This window comes from Prosthecobacter sp. GW821-HT29F12 (assembly GCF_058803405.1).
The window spans coordinates 3,431,484-3,448,992 of record NZ_CM179517.1 but is presented as its reverse complement, the minus strand read 5'-3'; the positions used below and the strand labels follow the sequence as shown (position 1 = coordinate 3,448,992).

At 60.2% G+C, this 17,509-nt stretch carries 16 protein-coding genes; 10 read left to right on the top strand and 6 right to left on the bottom strand.

All coding sequences use genetic code 11. The features are described 5' to 3' along the window. Position 1: 1 nt before the first annotated feature. From AC3RLQ_RS14340 to AC3RLQ_RS14325, 4 genes are read left to right on the top strand one after another with little or no spacing between them, the layout of a single operon-like run. Positions 2–283 carry a F0F1 ATP synthase subunit C gene (locus tag AC3RLQ_RS14340; RefSeq protein WP_493038174.1) on the top strand — a complete coding sequence of 94 codons (282 nt, stop codon included), beginning with the start codon at positions 2–4 and terminating at the stop codon, positions 281–283. A 4-nt stretch (positions 284–287) separates the two neighbouring features. After that, positions 288–1,070 (top strand): F0F1 ATP synthase subunit B family protein, encoded by a 783-nt coding sequence (locus AC3RLQ_RS14335; RefSeq protein ID WP_493038172.1) that lies wholly within the window; start codon positions 288–290, stop codon positions 1,068–1,070. Next, a complete protein-coding gene (locus AC3RLQ_RS14330) occupies positions 1,067–2,626 on the top strand; it encodes an alternate F1F0 ATPase, F1 subunit alpha (RefSeq protein ID WP_493038170.1) in 1,560 nt (519 codons plus the stop codon). Before AC3RLQ_RS14335 ends, AC3RLQ_RS14330 begins: the two co-directional genes overlap by 4 nt. Further along, positions 2,623–3,531 carry a F0F1 ATP synthase subunit gamma gene (locus AC3RLQ_RS14325; RefSeq protein ID WP_493038168.1) on the top strand — a complete coding sequence of 303 codons (909 nt, stop codon included), beginning with the start codon at positions 2,623–2,625 and terminating at the stop codon, positions 3,529–3,531. Before AC3RLQ_RS14330 ends, AC3RLQ_RS14325 begins: the two co-directional genes overlap by 4 nt. Positions 3,532–3,543: 12 nt before the next feature. Here AC3RLQ_RS14325 and AC3RLQ_RS14320 read toward each other — a convergent pair whose 3' ends face one another. Next, complete coding sequence (locus tag AC3RLQ_RS14320; protein WP_493038166.1) at positions 3,544–4,938, bottom strand: sugar transferase; 1,395 nt, start codon at positions 4,936–4,938, stop codon at positions 3,544–3,546. A gap of 60 nt (positions 4,939–4,998) precedes the next feature. On the opposite strand from AC3RLQ_RS14320, the gene AC3RLQ_RS14315 reads away from it, so the two are divergent. From AC3RLQ_RS14315 to AC3RLQ_RS14300, 4 genes are read left to right on the top strand one after another with little or no spacing between them, the layout of a single operon-like run. Further along, entirely contained in the window at positions 4,999–5,709 is a 711-nt protein-coding gene (locus AC3RLQ_RS14315) for a type I 3-dehydroquinate dehydratase (RefSeq protein WP_493038164.1), read from the top strand. A 1-nt stretch (position 5,710) separates the two neighbouring features. After that, positions 5,711–6,778, top strand: coding sequence for a D-alanyl-D-alanine carboxypeptidase family protein (locus AC3RLQ_RS14310; RefSeq protein ID WP_493038161.1), 1,068 nt, complete (start codon positions 5,711–5,713; stop codon positions 6,776–6,778). A 58-nt stretch (positions 6,779–6,836) separates the two neighbouring features. Further along, a complete protein-coding gene (locus tag AC3RLQ_RS14305; RefSeq protein WP_493038159.1) occupies positions 6,837–7,580 on the top strand; it encodes a platelet-activating factor acetylhydrolase IB subunit in 744 nt (247 codons plus the stop codon). 37 nt (positions 7,581–7,617) lie between these two features. Further along, positions 7,618–10,095, top strand: a complete 2,478-nt coding sequence (locus AC3RLQ_RS14300) for a c-type cytochrome (RefSeq protein WP_493038157.1) — start codon at positions 7,618–7,620, stop codon at positions 10,093–10,095. Between the two features lie 91 nt (positions 10,096–10,186). Here AC3RLQ_RS14300 and AC3RLQ_RS14295 read toward each other — a convergent pair whose 3' ends face one another. From AC3RLQ_RS14295 to AC3RLQ_RS14275, 5 genes are all read right to left on the bottom strand, one after another. Further along, positions 10,187–10,444 carry a hypothetical protein gene (locus AC3RLQ_RS14295; RefSeq protein ID WP_493038154.1) on the bottom strand — a complete coding sequence of 86 codons (258 nt, stop codon included), beginning with the start codon at positions 10,442–10,444 and terminating at the stop codon, positions 10,187–10,189. Between the two features lie 91 nt (positions 10,445–10,535). Next, positions 10,536–11,804: a Gfo/Idh/MocA family protein gene (locus tag AC3RLQ_RS14290; RefSeq protein ID WP_493038152.1), complete on the bottom strand. Its 1,269-nt coding sequence runs from the start codon at positions 11,802–11,804 to the stop codon at positions 10,536–10,538. A 193-nt stretch (positions 11,805–11,997) separates the two neighbouring features. After that, entirely contained in the window at positions 11,998–12,486 is a 489-nt protein-coding gene (gene rplQ / locus AC3RLQ_RS14285; protein WP_493038150.1) for a 50S ribosomal protein L17, read from the bottom strand. Positions 12,487–12,525: 39 nt separating this feature from the next. After that, positions 12,526–13,647, bottom strand: coding sequence for a DNA-directed RNA polymerase subunit alpha (locus tag AC3RLQ_RS14280; protein WP_395734463.1), 1,122 nt, complete (start codon positions 13,645–13,647; stop codon positions 12,526–12,528). 200 nt (positions 13,648–13,847) lie between these two features. Then, positions 13,848–15,164, bottom strand: a complete 1,317-nt coding sequence (locus AC3RLQ_RS14275; RefSeq protein WP_493038148.1) for a Trx7/PDZ domain-containing (seleno)protein — start codon at positions 15,162–15,164, stop codon at positions 13,848–13,850. Between the two features lie 123 nt (positions 15,165–15,287). On the opposite strand from AC3RLQ_RS14275, the gene AC3RLQ_RS14270 reads away from it, so the two are divergent. Both AC3RLQ_RS14270 and AC3RLQ_RS14265 read left to right on the top strand, forming a co-directional pair. Continuing rightward, the gene (locus AC3RLQ_RS14270) at positions 15,288–16,358 is read left to right on the top strand and encodes a TFIIB-type zinc ribbon-containing protein (protein ID WP_493038146.1); all 1,071 of its coding nucleotides are present in this window, start codon (positions 15,288–15,290) and stop codon (positions 16,356–16,358) included. A 6-nt stretch (positions 16,359–16,364) separates the two neighbouring features. Then, positions 16,365–17,489 carry a sugar ABC transporter permease gene (locus tag AC3RLQ_RS14265; RefSeq protein ID WP_493038144.1) on the top strand — a complete coding sequence of 375 codons (1,125 nt, stop codon included), beginning with the start codon at positions 16,365–16,367 and terminating at the stop codon, positions 17,487–17,489. Positions 17,490–17,509 lie beyond the last annotated feature (20 nt).

The following is a 17,509-nucleotide window of genomic DNA, read 5'->3' as shown; positions in this document are numbered from 1 at the left end:
CATGGATGACACCACTCTCATCGCCATCGCCTCCATCATCACTGCGGGGCTCACCACCAGCTTCGGCTGCATGGGTCCGGCCTTTGCCGAAGGCAAGGCCGTGTCCACCGCGCTCACCTCGCTGGCTCAGCAGCCGGACGCCTCCGCCACCATCACGCGCACCTTGTTCGTGGGGCTGGCCATGATCGAGTCCACGGCCATCTACTGCTTTGTGGTTTCGATGATCCTGATCTTCGCCAATCCGTTCTGGAATCATTTCATCACGCAAACCGTCGCCAAGTAACGCCATGCTCATAGACTGGTTCACCGTCGGTGCGCAGGCACTGAACTTCCTCATCCTGGTATGGCTGATGAAGCGCTATTTGTATCAGCCCGTGCTCCAGGCGATTGATGCGCGTGAGAAGCGCATCGCCGCGCAGATCGCCGATGCCACCGCCCGTGAGGCGGCGGCGACGCAGGAGAAGGAGGAATTCCAGCGCAAGAATGCGGAGTTTGACAAGCAGCGCGCCGGCATGCTGGGCAAGGTGGCTGATGAAGCGAAAGCCGAACGTCAGCGATTGATCGAGGAGGCGCGCAAGGCGGCTGATGCGCTCAGCGCGAGGCGGGACGAACTGCTCCGCAGCGATGCCAAAAACCTGCATGCGTCGATTGTCCGCCGGACCCAGGAGGAGGTGTTTGCCATCGCCAGAAAGACGCTGACGGATCTTGCCGGAGCGAACCTGGAAGAGCGCATGGCGGCGGTGTTTGCCAGCCGATTGCAGGCGATGGATGAAAAGGAGCGGGGCAGGCTGGCCGAGGCTCTGAAGAACTCCGCCGAACCCGCGCTCATTCGCAGCGCATTTGAACTGCCCCCCGAACAGCGCGGCGTTCTGCGGCAGGCCATCAATGTCACTTTCTCAGCCGACATTCCTCTGCGGTTTGAAACGGCCCCGGACATTGTGAGCGGCATCGAGCTCAGCGCTGGAGGTCAGAAAGTCACATGGAGCATTGCCAACTATCTGAGCAGCCTGGAGCAGGGCGTCGATGAACTTCTGGCCAAGCCTGCGGCACCTGACCAAATCCCGGCATGAATGCAGCGCCTGAAGCATTAAGCGGCGCGTTTGACCGCCTGTTCGCGAGCCTGAACCATGCGCGCGAGTCTCTGGCTCCGCAGCTACTGCTGCATGAGGTTGGAACCATCACCAATGTCTCGACGGGCATCGCCAAAGTTTCGGGGCTTCCCGGTGTGGGGTTTGACGAACTGCTCGAATTTCCCGGCGGCATCTTCGGCATCGCCTTCAATCTGGATGAGGATGAAATCGGAGTGGTGCTGCTTGGTGACTATGCGGAACTGCAGGCGGGCGATGAAGTCAGGCGAACTGGACGTGTGATGGATGTGGGTGTTGGCGAGGGACTTCTCGGGCGTGTCATTGATCCGCTCGGCCGGCCGCTGGACGGACTGGGTGCGATCACCTGCAGCGCACGCCTTCCCATCGAACGTGCGGCGGTGCCCATCATGGAGCGCTCCCCGGTCACGGTGCCGCTGCAGACCGGGCTCAAGGTGGTCGATGCGCTCATTCCCATCGGGCGCGGTCAGCGTGAGCTCATCATGGGAGACCGCCAGACGGGCAAGACGGCCATCGCGCTGGACACCATCCTCAATCAGCGCGGCAAAGACGTGCTGTGTGTTTACTGCGCCATCGGGCAGCGTGCTTCCGCCGTGGCGAAGGGCGTTGCGGTTCTGCGCGAGAAGGGGGCGCTGGAATACACCGTCGTCGTCGTGACCGAGGGCAACGATCCCTCGGGGCTTGCCTTCATCGCACCCTACGCCGCCACGAGCATCGCTGAGCATTTCATGGAGCAGGGGCGGGATGTACTGATCGTTTATGACGATCTCACCCAGCATGCCCGTGCTTATCGCGAGCTCTCGCTGCTGCTGCGCCGGCCTCCGGGACGCGAGGCTTTTCCCGGTGACATCTTCTACATCCACTCGCGCCTGCTCGAACGCGCCACCCATCTGTGCGAAGAGCGCGGCGGTGGTTCGCTCACGGCGCTGCCGATCATCGAGACCGAGGCGCAAAACATCTCCGCCTACATTCCGACCAATTTGATCTCGATTACCGACGGGCAGATCTACCTTTCGCCATCGTTGTTCGAGCTCGGCGTACTGCCCGCAGTGGATGTGGGAAAATCCGTGTCCCGCGTGGGTGGCAAGGCCCAGCGCGCCACCTACCGCGGCGTGGCGGGGGATCTGAAGCTCGCCTACGCGCAGTTTGAAGAACTCGAAACCTTCGCGCGCTTTGGCGCACGGCTGGATGCAGAGACGCGCAAGACCATCGAGCACGGCCGGCGCATTCGGGCGTGTTTGAAGCAGGCCGAGTGCTCGCCGGTGCCTGTGCCCGCGCAGATCGCCGTTCTGCTGGCTCTCACCGCCGGTCTCTTTGATCCGGTGGCGCTGGAAAAAATGACCGAGGCCCAGCTCTCCGTACAGGCCGCTGCGGCAAGCATTCCGGTCGAGATCACCGCCCAGTTTGAATCCGACCAAAAGCTCCGTGATGAAGATCGTGAGACGATCCTTGGCATCGCCCGTCAGGCGCTGAAGTCTTTCCTGGCTGAAGAGAAACCTAAAGACGCGGACAAAGCATGAGCGACACCATCGCCAGTCTGAAGCGCCAGATCAGCAGCGCGGGTGATCTTCAGTCCGTCGTTCGCACGATGAAGGCGCTGGCGGCATCGAGCATCGGCCAGTACGAGCAGTCGGTGCATGCGCTGGCGGATTACTGGCGCACGGTTGAGCTGGGGCTGAGTGTCTGCCTGCGCCAGGGCGAGCGCTCTGCTGAGTGCCAGCCTTCGAACAACAGCGGCGTGATCGGTGCCATCGTGTTCGGTTCGGATCAGGGGCTGGTGGGGCAGTTCAACGACATCATCGCCGACTATGCGATCAAGACGCTCGCAGCACTTCCTGGCAAGCCGCAGGTCTGGGCGGTGGGTGAGCGTGTTCATGCCCGGCTTGCGGACGCAGGGCTCACGATGGCGGGGCGATTTGCCGTGCCCAATTCGGTCAAAGCCATCACGCCGCTTGTCGCACAGCTTCAGATCCAGAGTGAAACGCAGCGCGCCAAAGATGGCTGTGATCAGGTGTACCTCTTTCACAATCGTCCGCAAACCGGCTCGCTCTATGAACCTGTGAGCCAGCGCCTGCTGCCGCTGGATGAGATCTGGCAGAAGGAACTGACGCAGGTGCGCTGGCCCACCAAGATCCTGCCAGAGGTGCTCAATGAGCTTCCCACGACGCTGCGTTCCCTGATCCGTGAATACCTGTTCATCTCGCTCTTCCGCGCCTGCGCCGAATCCCTGGCCAGTGAAAACGCCAGCCGCCTGGCCGCGATGCAGCGTGCTGAAAAGAACATCGACGACCTGATGGACCACCTTCATGGCAGCTATCACCGTCTGCGCCAGAGCTCGATTGATGAGGAGTTGTTTGATGTGGTCTCTGGCTACGAAGCTTTGGCGAAAGACGGCAGAAACGGGCATGCCATCGTTTCCGTTTGAGCGTTACCGGTCCTAACTCGCGCCGATGCCGCGAATGACGGCGGGCAGGGTCTGGGCCAGGATTTTCAGATCGAGCCAGAAGGACCAGTTGTCGATGTACTTGAGATCCAGTGCGACCCATTCCTCGAAGTTCTTGATGCCGTTGCGGCCGGTGACCTGCCACAGGCAGGTCAGACCGGGCTTCACGCTGAGCCGGCGGCGCTGCGCGTGCTTTTCGATGCGCTGAATTTCATAGACGGGCAGGGGACGCGGGCCGACGAGGCTCATCTCTCCGCGCAGGACGTTGATGAGCTGGGGCAGTTCATCAATGCTGGTGCGGCGCAGCCAGCGCCCAAAGGCGAAGATGCGCGGATCGTTGGTGATCTTGAAGACGGGGCCGTCCATCTCATTGTGTGCCTCCAGTTCCTGGCGCTGAGCTTCTGCGCCCTGGTGCATGGTGCGGAACTTCCACATGATGAAGGGCTTGCCGTAGTGGCCGGCGCGTTCCTGCTTGAAGAAGACCGGGCCACGCGAGCCAAAGCGAATGCCAATGACGGCCACGAGCCACATGGGCAGTGAGAGCAGGAGCAGTATCAATGCGCCAACGCGATCAACGATGGATTTGAACAGCAGTTCCCAGGAGGCCTGCGGTGTGGAATGAAACACCAGCATGAGGCGTCCGCCGAGAACGTCGAAGGTAGGGCGAGCGATGGCGGTCTGGAAGAAGTCTGCGGCGATCCAGGCTTCCACGCCTTCGGTTTCACAGGCCTGCACCGCTTCCTCGATCTTGCTGAAATGCACATGCTGCGCGGCGAAGAGCACACGGCTGATGGAATGCTCATGCAGTGCGGCGACAAGATCTGAAATCGGGCTTTGCATGATGTCGATCTGGCCCACGACTTCGATCTCGGCGCGCTGCTCGGTGGTCATGTTGGCCAGGAAGGCTGCCAGATCGTTCTGGGCACCGGCGATGATGACGCGCTCGCGGCCCTTGCCCGAAGCCATCTGCCTGCGCAGGATTTCACGCTGCCAGGCCTCGCGCAGCAGCAAGGAGAGCGCACCGAGAGCCACGGAGAAAACGACCACGGCACGGCTTTCGACCGACCATTTGAAGAAGACGATGCAAAAGGCGATGCTCATGCCGATGACAGCAAGCGCCTCCGCGAGCTGGCGGATCGATCGCCCGGGTGTCTTGTTGTAAATGTTGGAGTAAAACCCGCGTGCCTCCAGCACGATGGGCGTGAACGGGGCCACGACTGCAATCACCCAGTAGAACTTTTCCATGGGCGGAATCTCAACGGCATCGGGAAAGAAGACCGGCACCAGATCTGCACGCAGGAAATGCCCAAACCAAAGGCAGAACGCCAGGAGCGCGCTGTCGAGCAGTTCGGTGAGCTGCAAATTGATTTCTTGCTTCCGGCCCAGCATAATGACGAGTAAGATACTGAATCTTATTCAGAATTATTAAAATTATACTCCGCCTAGCCAATGGCTCAACTTGTTTCCTCTAAAAACCTGCTTTTCTCCTCCCGTCCTCTTGCCGTTGGGGTTGTGGCGGATTCTGCTGCCCTTGAGCACTTTATCTCCCTGGATGCGGCCTCCCGCGCGAACCTTTGTGACGTGGCTGAGCTGCGGCTGGACCAGCTGCAGATACCTGCGGCGGATCTGCGTGCCAAGCTGGCTGGCAACACCCTGCCGCTGCTGCTGACGGCCCGGCATCCGGCGGAAGGCGGGCAGGGGCCTGAAGACCCGGCAGCCCGTGCGGCGATGATCGAGCCGCTGCTGGATCTCGCCACGTTGATCGACATTGAACTGCGCAGCGCGGCGCAGATGCAGGGCACGATCCAGAAAGCGCGTGCCGCAGGCGTGCCGGTGGTGGGTTCATTCCATGACTTTCAGGCCACCCCGGCGGAGGAGGTGCTGCGCGGCGCGGTGAATTTCGCCCAGCAGGCGGGACTGGATGCCGTGAAGATCGCCACCTACCTGAACACGCAGGGGGATCTGGCGAGCCTCATGAAGCTGGCCGGCGAGACGCACCGGCTGCGGCTTTCCGTCATGGGCATGGGGCCTTGGGGGCGTGTTTCGCGTCTGGTGCTGGCTAAATGTGGCAGCCTGCTGAATTACGGCTTTATTGGTGCTTCGAATGCTCCTGGCCAGTGGCCCGTCGCCCGCCTGAAAGAACTCCTCTCTGAACTCTGAAATGATCCCCCCTCGTCAGTCTCCCCCCTTCCGCCGCGCCCTGCTGGCCAGTCTTCTTTGCGTTTCCATCTCCGGCTGCGGTGATCCCAAGCGTGAGCAGCAGCTGCAATGGAGGGAGGAGGAGATCGAGGCGAAAGCCGCGGCCATCGCCAAGCGCGAGCAGGATTTTGCTGGAGAGAAGCAGATGATCGCGCAGGCTAAGGCGGACATCGCCGCGCGTGAGGCGGCGGTGGCACAGCTGAAGAAGAAGCTGGAGACTCAGCTCGCCGATGAGATCGAGAAAACGAAGAAGGTGCGCCGTGAGATTGAGATCAAAAATCTGCGGGGTTCCATTCCCCAGATCACCGCCGGGCGCTGCATCGTCATTGATCCTGAGAATGATGATGTGCTGTTTGAAAAGAGCCCGGACCTGCGTGGGGCCATCGCCAGCACGACGAAAATCATGACCGGCCTGCTCGTGGTGGAAGCGGGAGACCTCGACAAAGTGGTCACCATTGAACTGGCGGACACCCAGTGTGCTCCGGTGCGCATCGGCCTCAAGGTGGGGGAGCAATACACCCGCCGCATGCTGCTGACCGCCATGCTGGTGAAGAGCTCCAACGACATCGCGCAGGCGCTGGCGCGTGACAATGCCGGCAGCGTGGCCGCCTTTGCGGAAAAAATGGACGCACGTGCGCAGGCGCTCGGCCTGAAGAACACGCACTTCGTCAATCCGCACGGTCTGCCGTCACTCACGGATGAAGATCCCTACTCCACGGCGCGTGATCTGGCGATGATCGCCAAGGCGGCGGACAAGCTGCCGGACATCCGAGCGATCGTGAAGCTGCAGAGTTTCAAGTTTACCAAGCCTGATGGTAAGGTCATCGAACTGGCCAACACCAACCGAGTGCTGCGCACCGCCAGCTACTGCGATGGCATGAAAACCGGCTACACCGAGGCTGCGGGCTACTGCCTGGTGGCCACCGGCGAGCGCAACGGCCGCCGCCGCATCGTGGTCATCCTCAACGACAGCCACGAAGGCGTCTGGCGTGACGCACAGGCGCTGCTCGACTGGGCATTGAAGGCGTGAAATAACATTCGCGGCTTGCGAGTTTCATGGCTTCCCGGCATCATCGCCGCCACTGACCATGAAACTCCGCACCCTCCTGCTCGCCTCCCTGTGTATCGCCGCCACCAGCTTTGCTGAAACGGCCAAGAATCTCGCCATCGACCCCAAGCCGCGTGATGCGGGCTGGATGAAACGGCACGAAAGCTTCAACGCCATTTCCAAAAAGGGCGAGGCGCAGCTGGTGTTTCTGGGCGACTCGATCACCCAAGGCTGGGAAAAAAATGGCAAGGATGTCTGGGTCAAAACGTGGGAACCGCTCAAGGCGGCGAATTTCGGCATCGGCGGTGACCGCACCGAGCATGTGATCTGGCGTCTGCAGAACGGCAACTTTGACGGCATCAAGCCGAAGCTTGTGGTGCTCATGATCGGCACCAACAACACGGGGCATCAAGGCCGCCCGGCTGCCGAGCATGGCGGTGTGGCGTACGCCAGCAGCGCCGAACAGACCGCCGAGGGCGTGAAGATGATCCTCGACATCCTGAACAAGAAACTGCCGGAGACGAAGGTGCTGCTGCTGGGCATCTTTCCACGAGGTGCCACCAAGGAGGATGCGATGCGCAAGCAGAACGTGGCCACCAACAACCTCATCTCCGGCTTCGCCGACAACAAACGCGTCTTCTACATGGACATCGGCAACACGTTCCTGAAGCCCGATGGCACCCTGCCGAAGGAAATCATGCCCGACCTGCTTCATCTCAGCGCTCAAGGGTATCAGATGTGGGCCGACGCCATCGAAGGCAAGGTCAAGGAGCTCATGAAGTAGCTCGGAGCAAGGCAGTCAGTTTCATCACCATCCAAGCATGAAAACCATTCTCATTCCTCTTCTGCTCGGCGCGACGGCGTCGTTTGCGCAGCTGGCCGATCAAGCAACGCCGGCTGACAAGGTCAAGATCGCCAAAGGCTTCAAGGTGGAGCTGCTGTATTCCGTGCCGAAGGCGCAGGAGGGCTCCTGGGTCTCCATGACTCAGGACGACAAAGGCCGCATGATTTGCAGCGACCAGTATGGCGCGCTTTACCGCATCACACCACCGGCGCTGAATGGCAGCCCGGGTGAGACGAAGGTGGAAAAGCTCAGCATCGACTTCGGTCACTGCCAGGGCCTGCTGTATCATGCGGGTGCGCTCTATGGGGTGGTGAATGATGAAGCGTATCAGGGGCGCGGTCTCTACCGCTGCAAGGACACCAATGGTGATGATCAATTCGACACTGTGGAGCTGCTGCGCTCCTTCCCAGGCAAGGCTGGTGAGCATGGGCCGCATGGCGTGATCGCTTCCCAAGATGGCAAGAGCCTGTATGTGATGTGTGGCAACCAGACTCCTGAGCCGAGCTGTGAGACGAGCCTTGTCCCCCGTCATTGGTCGGAGGATCAGCTTTACCCGATGCTGCTGGGCCGTGGCTTCATGCGCGATGTGCTGGCCCCCGGCGGCTGGCTGGCGCACACCGATCTGGACGGCAAGAAGTGGGAGCTGGTGAACACCGGCACGCGCAACACCTACGACATCGCCATGAACCGCAATGGGGACATCTTTGGCTTTGACGCGGACATGGAGTGGGACACCGGCATGCCGTGGTACCGCCCCACCCGCGTGTGCTTCATGCAGAGCGGCGGCGAGTTCGGCTGGCGCACCTGCAGCAAGAAGTGGCCCGCGCGCTGGGAGGACAGCCTGCCTGCCGTGGTGGACATTGGCCCCGGCTCACCCACGGGCGTGGCCTTTGGCTACGGCGCGAAGTTCCCGGCGAAGTATCAGGATGCGCTCTTCATCTGCGACTGGAGCTATGGCAAAATGTATGCCGTGCATCTTTCACCGAACGGCGGTGGTTATACTGGCGTGACCGAGGAGTTCATGAGCGCCTCGCCGCTGCCACTGACGGACATTGAAGTTTCGAAGAAAGATGGCGCGATGTATGTGAGCGTCGGCGGGCGCAAGGTGCAGTCGGGACTGTATCGGGTGACTTACACGGGAGCGGATTCCGTGCAGCCATCCCCGCAGCCTGAAGTAAAGCCGCTGGCACGACGCACACTGGAAACCTTTCATGGCAGGCAAGATCCCAAAGCGGTTGATGCGGCATGGCCTTATCTCGGAGATGCTGACCGCCAAACACGCTTTGCAGCCCGCATCGCGCTGGAGCATCAGCCTATCGCGTCTTGGAAGGACAAGGCGCTCAATGAGACAAATCCCCGCGCTGCCTTGACGGCGCTGATGGGCCTCATCCGCAGCAGCGGTGGTGACAAAGCGCTGCAGCAGCCGGTGCTGGCTGCTCTGAACAAGATCGACTTCAAGGCGCTCAAAGGCCTGGATCGTGGCACACTGTTCCGCGATTACATGCTCGCTTTCACCCGCATGGGCGAGCCGGATGCGGCAACGAAGGAGACGCTGATCAAGCATCTTGCCCCACTGTTTCCCACGAATGATCCGGCCTTGAACCGTGACCTTTGCGAGGTGCTGGTCTATCTGGGAGACGCCAGCGTCGTCGCGAAGGCTGAGCCGTGGGTCAATGGCTCGCCGACACAGGAGGAGCAGATCGACTACGCCCGCATCCTGCGCTTTGCGAAGGCCGGCTGGACGAAGGAACTGCGCGCTGACTATTTCAGCTGGTTCCTGCGCGCTGCGAACTACAAAGGTGGGGCATCGTTTGATCTCTTCATCGGCGAGATCAAGCAGAACGCGCTGTCCACCATGACGGAGGAAGAAAAGCTGGCGATCAAGGATGTGCTGGATGCCAAGCCAGAGGCCAAAGCACCATCCTTCACAGCAAAGCCGATGCAGTTCGTCAAAGCCTGGACACTCGATGAACTTAGCAAGTCGCTGGGGGTTGGGCTGGAGGGCAACCGTAACTTTGCCAATGGCCGCAACATGTTCGGCGCCGCCACCTGCTTCGCCTGCCACCGCTTTAACAACGAAGGTGGGGCCGTGGGTCCTGATCTGACCAGTGTGGCCGGCAAGTACAGCCCGCGTGATTTGCTGGAGCATATCCTGGAGCCCAGCAAGGAGATCAGCGATCAGTATGGCAGCACCGTCTTCACGCTTCAGGACGGCAGCACGGTCATAGGTCGCATCGCCAACATGAAGGAGAACATCATGATGGTTTGCACTAACATGATGGACCCTAATAACTTCACCAATGTCGATGCCCGCAAAGTTGTGAAAACGGAAGAGAGCAAGATCAGCATGATGCCTCCCGGACTGCTCTTCATGCTCAAGGAGGACGATATTTTAGACCTCATGGCCTATCTGCTTAGTAAAGGGAATCCAGAGGATCCCATGTTTGTTAAATAAATATTTACTTAAGTGGCGCCTTCGAAAACAATGGCCCCAGTCCTTACGGACTGGGGCCTTCTTATTACGGTGTTATCTGTGGATAGGTAACTTACTTGGCCTTCTTTTCAGCAGTAGCAGGCGTTTCGCCTTTCTGCTTGGCCCAGCGCTTGCGCTGAGCATCAGCGATTTTCTTGCGAGCAGCAGCGGACATGACGCGCTTCTTTTTGGCTGGCTTCTCACCTGCGGGTGTTGGTGCAGCGGAGGACTTGGAGGAGCCGCCAAGGAGCTGTGCCAGCTCCTGCTGGAAGCCTTCGATTTTTTCTTGAAGTGCAGCGGCGCGGCGAAGTTGGGAGGAGGATAGGATCATTTGTTTTATTTATCAGGGTACAATTTCTTGTTTATGAAAAAGTTAGCCTAAAGTCAAGCGGCGAACTCTAAGTCTATTCCCTGATTTGAAGTTAAAGAGCCTTATCGTAAATGCTCTGGAATACCACGGTGGCATTTGGGTCTATGATAGTTATGCCGTTTTGGTCAAAACGGGCTGTAACTGTCGCTCCTTTGCCTTCCTGCATGTATTTCCAGTTAAGATCCCGGACACGCGCCGCTGCATCTACCATGGCGCAGGTAATGCGGGCGTCTTCAGCGGTCGGATAGAGTCCGGCTACATCGTCCCGGGATTCTTTGGCAAACTTGACTCGGCAGACGGCGACCAAGCCTACAGTCAAACTATCCACTCCGTAACCTATGTAGCCTTTGGTGCCGTCGGGGCGGGTTACTTCGCGGGTAAAGTGGTTGTTGCTCGTGCGTGAGCCTCCGCCCTGATTCCACCAGCGAAAACCACGGTACTGCTGGTCGCTTTCGACTTTGCCGTCAGCACCGACGATTTCGTGACCCTGGTTCACCGGACCTTCGAAATCGGCGGGAGTCACCCAGTTGTTATGGAAGTTGATCGACATGCCGTTGTCGAAATCCACACGCACCTGCACGGCGTCGAAGGCATTGATGCCATCGCGGATCAGGCGCTTCTTCTGGCCCACAGCGGTCAGGGAAACCGGCTTGCTGTGGTAGTAGCTCCAGATCAGGTCTGTCCAATGGGGGCCGACGTAACTGAAGGGGTCGCTGCTTTCCACCCATTTGAAGGTGCTGGTGCTGACTTCGAGCGGTTCTTCAAGATAGGCGGTGCCATAGAGCGGCGCGCCGATGCGGTTCTGAATGTCATCGCGGATGCGCAGGTGGTCGGGGTCGTAGCGCTTGTGCATGTCCACGGCGACGATGAGGTTCCTGGCCTTGGCCGCTGCGATGATCTCGTCCGACTCCTGAATGGAGAGGCACATGGGCTTCTCGGTCAAGACGTGCACCCCTTTGGCCAGCGCGGCGAGAATGGGCTGCGTGTGCAGATGATCCGGGGTGGCCACGGCCATCACATCAAGATCAGGAAAGGCGGCCAGGATGTCATCCCAGGGGGCGTCACCGTGGAAGGCGCGCGGCTCGTGGCCGGTGAGGTCTTTGAAGGCCGCTGCGGCTTTGAGCGCGGACTTTTCGCTGCGGGTGGCGACGGCGACGAGGTCAAATTTGACTCCGGCGAGTTCGCGCGAGTATTTGTCGAGGCCGACACGGGCCAGCTGTCCGGCGATGCCGAAGCGCTGCAAGTCCGCGTAAGCACGCGCGTGAACATCTCCGCCGAACATGCCGGCGCCAACGAGGGCGATCTTGATGGTGGATTCCATGGTGGCTCATGGAACGCGAAGTCAGGCGGCATGCAAGAGGTCAAGCTGATACCGGTATGCCGGGTTCTCATGTTTTGGTGAGCCTGCGCTAAAAGAAGAAGGAATGCGGCTGCAGCCGCGCCAGGAGGGCACAAAAAAACGCGGGAGTCTTGCGACTCCCGCGTTGGATGGTTTCTCGTTGAGAGACGCCTGCTTATTCAGCAGCGGCGGCTTTCTTCTTCGGAGCGGCCTTCTTCTTGGCAGGAGCCTTTTTGGCTGGTGCTGCTTCTTCGGCCACAGGCTCGGCTGCGACTTCAGGCTCAGGGGCCGGGGCGGCTTTTGGCACGTAGGCGTCCACCCACTCGATGTAGGCCATCGGAGCGGAGTCGCTGCGGCGCTGGCCGAGCTTGGTGATGCGGGTGTAGCCACCGACGCGGTCCTTGGAGGCCACGGCGATCTCTTCGAAGAGCTTCTTCACCATGTCTTTGTGACGGAGTGAGGAGAGGGCGGTGCGGCGAGCATGCAGGGTGCCGCGCTTGCCGAGGGTGACGAGCTTCTCTGCGTAAGGGCGGAGGGCTTTGGCCTTGGCCAGTGTGGTGCGAATCCGGCGGTGCTCGATGAGGGAGCAGGTGAGATTCATGAGCAGCGCGTCGCGGTGATCCTGTTTGCGCTGAAGTTTGACGATTTTTCTTCCGTGTTTCATGTCCTAAATGGGTCTGTCTAAAATTCTGTCTGTGATTGATTACTCGTCTTCGTCGTCTGCGTCTGGCAGATGGCTGTCCACGAGCTTGGTGAAGTCGAGGGAGTCGGCTTCTTCATCGTCGTCGCCGATCATGCTGCTGCGGGCGAGGAGGGAGACACCGCCAGGGGTGGCCTCAAGCAGCGCTGGATCGAACTTCATGCCGAGAGACAGACCAAGCTCTGCGAGCTTTTCCTTGATCTCGGTGAGGGACTTCTTGCCGAAGTTGCGGTAACGAAGCATTTCGCCTTCGGTCTTCATGGCCAGCTGGCCGACGCTCGTGATGTTGGCGTTGTTGAGGCAGTTGGCGGCGCGGACGGAGAGTTCGATCTCGTTGACGCTCATGTTCAGGAGCTTGCGCAGCTCGCTGTTTTCTTCGCTCTGAGCTTCCGGTGCGGCTTCGAACTCGATGGCCTTGTCGTCATAGTTGACGAAGACGTCGAGGTGGTGGCGCAGGATGGCGGCAGACTGCAGGAGGGCGTCCTGCGGGGTGATGCGGCCGTCGGTCCAGATGTCGAGCACCAGCTTGTCATAGTCGGTGTTCTGACCGACGCGGGTGTTTTCCACGCCGTACTTCACGCGAGTGACGGGGCTGTAGATGGAGTCGATCGGGATGACGCCGATGGGGGTGTCAACGCGCTTGTTTTCTTCCCAGGTGGAGAAACCACGGCCGACGCGCACTTCGAATTCGCATTCGAACTTCGTTTTGCGGTCCAGCGTGCAGATCACGAGGTCCTTGTTGATGACTTCGTAGTGGTTGTCGTCCTTGATGTCACCGGCGGTGACGGCGCCTTCCTTGTCAGCAATGATGGAAAGCAGGCGGGGCTCCTTGGCATCGCTGTGATGCTTGAAGCGGACCTTCTTGAGGTTCAGGATGATCTGAACGACGTCTTCGAGCACGCCCGGGAGGGTGGTGAATTCGTGTTCCGCACCGCGGATTTTCACGGAGGTGATGGATGCGCCTTCAAGGGAGGAGAGAAGGACGCGGCGGAGGGAGTTGCCAATTGTGTGACCGTAACCTTTGTCGAAGGGTTCGGCAGTGAACTGGGCGTATGTTTCGGTTGCCGTGGCCTCGTTTTTCACAAGGCGGGAAGGCATCTCGAATCGGGCAAGACGTACTGACATAGGATTTGTGTTAACACTAACGGCCGGGTTACCTCCGGGCGAGAACCCTGCACATCTCGAAGAGAGGCAGGCGCGGAGACCAACGGCGAATGGATGACGACTCGCAGGGGGCGGGGAGTATGGAAGCCGCTCTTTAGAATGCAACCGGGAATTTTCGGGGGGAAATGGGCCGGAAACGCCCGGAAAAGGGCTGGTTTCGGCTACTGCTGCGGCAGATTCAGCTCCACCCGCTCCTGGCCTCTCAGCACGATGGCGGGGATTTTCTCTCCGGGAAGGTGGTGCAGGAGCAGATCGCCGATGAGGGCGCTTTCCGTGAGGCGCTGTTTCTGGTCGCTGATCTGAATGATGATGTCGTCCTTTTTAAATCCCGCTTTCTTGGCGGCCGCATGCTGGCCGAACTCGCCCACGTGGAAGATACGCAGGGCCATCTGGGTCTTGTCCAGGCCGAGGGCGGTGCGTTCCTCATCGGGGATGTCGTCCATTTTCATGCCGCCAAAGGCCATCGCCCGCATGGGCCAGGTGCCCACGCGCTTGCCGATGTCTGACTTCAAGCGCCAGCCGGCAGGGAGATCGAGGGTGACGGCGGTTTCCTTGCCGCTGCGCTGGACTGTGGCGGGGAGGGAACCCGAGTCGGGCGAGCGATGCAGCACCCAGCTCACGTCGGCGATGGAAACCAAGGGCTGGCCGTTGAGATGGGTGAAAATGTCGCCTGCTTGGATTCCGGCGGCATTGGCGGCAGAACCGTCTGCCACGGCCTCCACTTTGGCGACCTCGTCGGTGGCAAGAGTGATGCCGAGGGTCTCGATCGACGGCTGCGGGTAGATCCACTCGACCGGCACGGGCTTGTTCTGGCCACGGTAGTAGGCCCGAAAGGCATCGCCCACCATGTGGCAGTGGACGCAACTGGCCACGACTTTGCCGTTCCAGTCGAGCTTGCTCTGGTACTTGCCTGCGAGTGCGGGGAATTCGATGGGCGTCTGGTAAGGTGTGGGTCCGCCCTGCTTGCCACTGAGTGCGGCTTTGTTGGCGGGGTAGCCTTGGTGAATGGCCAGCGCGGCTTCGAGCGCCTTCTTGAAACCGGCGGTGGTTTTGTTCAGCGGGTCCTTTTGGTGCAGCCAGGAGCCATAGCGGCCGTAGATGGTGCCGTCGCCATTGAAGAGGATTGCAGAGAAGGAGAGATCGTAGTCAAACTGGAAGCGGGAGAGGTCGAGTGCGTTGGCATTGATGATGCGCACGCAGACAAATTGATCGAGCAGGGGCACGAGTTCCTGCTCCTCCAGCACACTGGCGTCAATGCCGGCGCAGGACATGCAGGGCAGGCAGCGCAGCACCACGAGCAGGGGTTTGCCGGTGGTCTTGGCCAGACGGAAGCCGCCGTCCACGTCATTCCAGTTCCAGCGGGGGTCGTTTTCCAGCCGGGCCTTGTCACCCCGCACCGCGCCCTCGCGGTCTTTGACGGTGGCGGCGGGTGCGGATTGAATCAGGAGCAGGACGGCGAGCAGCAGGAGTTGCTTCATGCCCGCATTCTGAGGAGTCGGCGGGGCCCAAGGCAAGCCGGGATTTATTTTCTGCCGGTTTTTGGAATGGACAGGCTTTGGTTTTCTCCGGTTAATCGGGCAGCTTTCACCCACGCGCCTTATATGTCTGAAGTCACCGCCATTTCCAAGTTTGCCTGTCCGGCCTGCGGTGCCGAGGCAGTCTGGACGCCTGCGAAGCATGCGCTGGTCTGCCCGTATTGCGGCACGGTGTCTCCGGCTGAGCTTAAGAACGACGGCTCGCTGGTGGAAGAAAATGATCTCGTGGCCATGCTGCGGGCCATTCCAGACGACCAGCGCGGTTGGGCGGCGGTGCGCAAGACGGTGAAGTGCCAGAGCTGCCATGCCATTTCCGTCTTCGATGAAAAGCGGGTGGCGCAGCGCTGCGACTTTTGCGGTTCGCCGGCCATCATCGCCGTGGATGATGTCGGCACGCCGATCCGGCCCGGCAGCCAGCTGCCATTCAAGATATCTGAAAGCCAGGTGCGGGAGGACATCCGCCGTTGGTATGCCAGCCATTTCTGGGCGCCAAACGCCCTCGGGCAGAAAGCCATGACGGACACGCTGCATGGCATGTATCTGCCCTACTGGACCTTTGATGCGCATGCGGAATGCCCGTGGGAGGCGGAGGCAGGCTACTATTACTACACCACCGACAGCAAAGGGAACCGCACGCGGCATACCCGCTGGGAGTATGCGTCCGGTCATGTCAGCAGTGATTTCGATGATGTGCTCGTCCCTGCTTCGAAAGGCGTGCACACGGCATTGCTCGAAAAGCTGCAGCCGTTTCCCACCACCACGGATCTGCTGCCCTATGACCCGGGCTATCTCTCCGGCTGGGTGGTGGAGCAGTATCAGATCGATCTCATTCAGGCGGCGCAGGATTCACGCAATCGAATGGACAACATCCTGCGCGGCCAGTGCACCGAGCAGATCCCCGGAGATACCAGCCGCAACCTGCAAATCTCCCCGGACTACAGCGCGCAAACCTTCAAGCATGTGCTGCTGCCGGTGTGGCTGCTGACTTACACCTATGGCACGAAGACTTATCAAGTCACCGTGAATGGAGCTACGGGCAAGATCGGTGGCGAATACCCGCTGAGCTGGGTGAAGATCACCATCGCGGTCATCATCGCCCTGATCATCCTTGGCATCTTTATGTCTTCGCAGAACTAAGCCCGCGTGAACTTCCGCTTTCGAGAACTGCCCATCGCCATCGCCTTGCTCGCGATCTGTGCGTTTTTTGCCATCAAGGAGCCGGCGTTTCTGGGAGCGCGCAATTTGTCCATGCTGGTGACCGAGCTTTCGATCACCGCCACGCTGGCGATGGGCATGCTGCTCATTCTGCTGCCGGGGCACATTGATCTGTCGGCAGGCAGCGGGGTAGGTTTGCTCGGCGGCATCGCGAGTGTGCTGGTGTTTCATTATCACCTGCCAGCGCCTGCCGCGCTAGGGGTGGGATTTCTCTGCGGGGTTTTAATCTGGATGGCCATGGGGGCCTTCATCGTGTGCGAGCGCATGCCTGCCTTCATTGTCACGCTCGGAGCGCTGCTGATTTTCAAAGGTCTTTTCTGGCTGGTGATCGACAACGCCACCGTGCCGGTGGCACCGGGCGGGCAGAGCAATCTCTACTCGCTCCTCACCACCTACTACCTGCCGGTGCAATTGGGCTGGTTGCTGGCGGCGGGGCTTGTGCTTGCGCTGGTGTTCACTACGCTCAGTGCGCGCAAACGCCGTCTGGAGCATGGCTTTGCGGTGGAGGACAGGGAGATGGCGTTCATGCGTTTGTTCATCACTGCGCAGGCCATCGCGCTGTTTGTGCTCGTCACGGGGCAGTTTCGCGGCATTCCGCTGCCTTCGCTCATTCTCGGCGGGGTGACGCTGATCGTGTATGCGGTGACGCAGCACACGGCGCTGGGGCGGCACCTGTATGCCATCGGCGGCAGCGCGGAGGCGGCCTTGATTTCTGGAGTGCCGATGAAACGCAGCGTGATCGCCGCCTACAGCGGCATGGGGGCCATCGTGGCCATGACGGGCTTCATGCAGACTGCCTACGCTGGCTCATCCACAACCACCGTGGGAGATCTGATGGAACTCGATGCCGTGGCCGCCTGTGTGATCGGCGGTGTCAGCCTGCGCGGCGGGCGTGGCAACGTTCTGGGAGTGCTGCTCGGTGCCCTAATCATCGCCTGCCTGCTCAATGGCATGACGCTGATGTCCGTGCCGCCGGAGAGGAAGTTCATCGCGCGTGGCGTGGTGCTGATTCTCGCCGTGTGGATGGACATGCGGCTCTCCCGGAAGCAATGACGAATGACGAAATCAGAATG